A 2,717-nucleotide genomic window follows, 5' to 3' on the forward strand; every position below is an offset into this window, starting at 1 on the left:
GCGAGGTCGTTTTGTTCGGGCCCGTATACCTTGTGGGGGCTGCATACGACCGTCTTTCCGTCCTCAATGTAGGACTTGTACTGGTCCAGCCAATCGGCGCCTGAGTCTTCGAATCCTTCGAGGTTCAGTGGTCCCGGACGGTCGAACATACCAATTTCGTGCATTTTGTGTTCCAGGGTCCCACCGAATTCCCATTGGTGATCGTGCGGGAAGTAGTAATGCGGAGAGATGAAAACCCCATAATCGGCGGCTTTCGCCGCTGCAAGCAAACATCCCTGCCAGGATGACCTTGTTGATGCCGCGTTTGCGCAGCTGAAGTACGAGGTCGTTCTGTTCGGGTCCGTATATCTTGTGGGGGCTGCATACGACAGTCTTTCCGTCTTCAATGTAGGACTTGTACTGGGCCAGCCAATCGGCGCCCGAGCCTTCGAAGCCTTCGAGGTTCAGTGGTCCCGGGCGGTCGAACATACCGATCTCGTGCATTTTGTGTTCCAGGGTCCCTCCGAATTCCCATTGGTGATCATGGGGGAAGTAGTAATGCGGAGAGATGAAAACCCCATAATCGGCGGCTTTGGCTGCTGCAAGCAGACATCCCTGCCAGGATGACCTTGTTGATGCCGCGTTTGCGCAGCTGAAGTGCGAGGTCGTTTTGTTCGGGCCCGTATACCTTGTGGGGGCTGCATACGACCGTCTTTCCGTCCTCAATGTAGGACTTGTACTGGTCCAGCCAATCGGCGCCTGAGTCTTCGAATCCTTCGAGGTTCAGTGGTCCCGGACGGTCGAACATACCAATTTCGTGCATTTTGTGTTCCAGGGTCCCACCGAATTCCCATTGGTGATCGTGCGGGAAGTAGTAATGCGGAGAGATGAAAACCCCATAATCGGCGGCTTTCGCCGCTGCAAGCAATTGGTCGATGTGCTGGACTGTGTTGTTTTCCGTCACGCTGTTACCGACAAGTTCCCAGGTCGCGCCCTCAGGGCTGAGAAAATCATTCTGTGGGTCAGTCAGCACAAGTGCCGTTGTAGCTTTATCGAACTGCATGGCTCTCCTTAACTCGTGTAGTGATTCCCAACGGGAACCCGTCTGGAACGCTACGCTCGTCACATCACTGGTTCTGTAAGCCAGGACACTCTTCCCAAACGCGATGCTGGAATGGCGGCGCAGCCGTCCAGCCGTCCGGGTAGCTGGCATCTGGTTCCTTAGAGCCGGAGCTTGTCCATGGCAGCCTGGTACGCCTCGTTATAGGTAGGGAATTGGGCAACCTGATCGCGCAGGGTCTCGATCGGAATTTGCGCACGGATGGCTAGGGACGCCTGGTGGATCCATTCCCCGGACAGCGGTGCCACGGCCCAGGCACCAATCAGCGTTCCCCGTTCCGTGTCAGCGAGCAAACCGAGGTGACCACGTGGCTCACGTTCATAGGTCCAGGGGCGCGCGATCGCTTGCGTCACATCCAGTTCGACGGCGGCCGTGGAGATGCCCTGTTCGTCGGCCTGGACCTTCGTCAGTCCGGCCGCAGCTATTTCGGGGTTGCTGAACACCACTCTCGGGATGCCGTTGTAGGAGGCCTTCGTGGGCGTTCCCAGAATGGCAGCGGAAGCGATTTGACCTTGGTACTTCGCCACGTGTGTGAAGGGCATAATCCCGGTCACGTCGCCGATAGCCCAGGTGTTATCACCTGCCCGGCAGTGTTCATCGACCCGTACACCGCCGCGGGCATCGAGTTCAACGCCGGCTTGCTCAAAGCCGAGTCCGGAGGTCCGCGGCTTACGCCCGGTGGCAAAGATGACGACGTCGGCACTCACCTCGGTGCCGTCGTCGAGCCCGATAACGCTCTGCGTACCCTCTTTGCGGGCCTTGGCCGCGGAGGCGTTGAGGCGGAGCTGTATGCCGGCATCCGCCAAATACTGACCGGCCAAGTCGCCAGCCTTCGGCTCCTCGCGCTCGAGCAGCCGCTGGTCACGGTGGACCAGGGTGACGTCGACGCCGAAGCCGGACAGGAAGGCGGCCGTTTCAATACCGACCGCACTGCCGCCGATGACTATTGCTGTCTCCGGCAACGCCGTGGCGGTGTAGGTTTCCCTGTTCGTCCATGCAGTCATCGAGGCCCTCAAGAGTAGGGATGACCGCTTCGGAACCGGTGGCAATGATGATGTTGTCGGCCCTGATTTCCCGGTTCCCCGCCTGAATTGTTCCGGGTCCTGTAATCCTTGCCTCGGCTTTGATCACCGTTGCTCCCTGGCTGGCGTACCCGTCAACCTGCGCGCTGTCGTCGAGATTGCGGATCATGTAATCGCGGTATTCGCTGCTTTCCTTCCAATCCAGCTCCGGTGCGGCAACTCCGGCGGCCCTTCTGGCTTCAATGCCGGCCTCGGGTGCCCGGAGCAGGGTTTTGGAAGGGATGCAGGCCCAGTAGGCGCATTCGCCACCGATGAGTTCCCGCTCAATGACTGCAACTGTCTTGCCGGCTTTCAGCAACCGCCCGGCCGCAACTTCACCTCCCGGGCCCATGCCCAGAACGGCAACGTCGAAATGTTCACTCATGATTATTCCTTTCAATCCGTTACAAATTACGGGTCAAGCGCAGCACGATGTTGGCATTTCGTTGTGGAAAATCCCGGCGACCAGACGCAGGCTCTCGGATATGGTCAGGTATGGGGCCCAGGTATCTGCGATCTGCCGGGTCGTCATGCCGGCCTTGATGGCGTAGGTTGCC

3 protein-coding genes and 1 pseudogene are annotated in these 2,717 nt (G+C 58.8%); all 4 read right to left on the reverse strand.

What is annotated here, in order from left to right; all coding sequences use genetic code 11:
• Window positions 1–269 (reverse strand): hypothetical protein (locus Y707_RS31810; protein ID WP_442853317.1); only part of this gene is annotated, 269 nt, incomplete at its 3' end.
• A gap of 251 nt (window positions 270–520) precedes the next feature.
• Window positions 521–1,042 carry an isochorismatase family protein gene (locus Y707_RS28080; RefSeq protein WP_081745057.1) on the reverse strand — a complete coding sequence of 174 codons (522 nt, stop codon included), beginning with the start codon at window positions 1,040–1,042 and terminating at the stop codon, window positions 521–523.
• Window positions 1,043–1,200: 158 nt separating this feature from the next.
• Window positions 1,201–1,641, reverse strand: a complete 441-nt coding sequence (locus Y707_RS33035) for an oxidoreductase dimerization domain-containing protein (protein ID WP_253905290.1) — start codon at window positions 1,639–1,641, stop codon at window positions 1,201–1,203.
• A 27-nt stretch (window positions 1,642–1,668) separates the two neighbouring features.
• Window positions 1,669–2,545, reverse strand: a pseudogene (locus Y707_RS33040) (FAD-dependent oxidoreductase); the annotation flags it as partial.
• Window positions 2,546–2,717 lie beyond the last annotated feature (172 nt).

The organism is Arthrobacter sp. H14, from assembly GCF_000520495.1.
GTDB lineage: Bacteria > Actinomycetota > Actinomycetes > Actinomycetales > Micrococcaceae > Arthrobacter_C.

Excerpts from the sequence above, each read along its gene's own strand:
- Y707_RS28080 (WP_081745057.1), bottom strand. The coding sequence starts at position 1,042 with ATGCAGTTCGATAAAGCTACAACGGCACTTGTGCTGACTGACCCACAG.
- Y707_RS33035 (WP_253905290.1), bottom strand. The coding sequence starts at position 1,641 with ATGCCCTTCACACACGTGGCGAAGTACCAAGGTCAAATCGCTTCCGCT.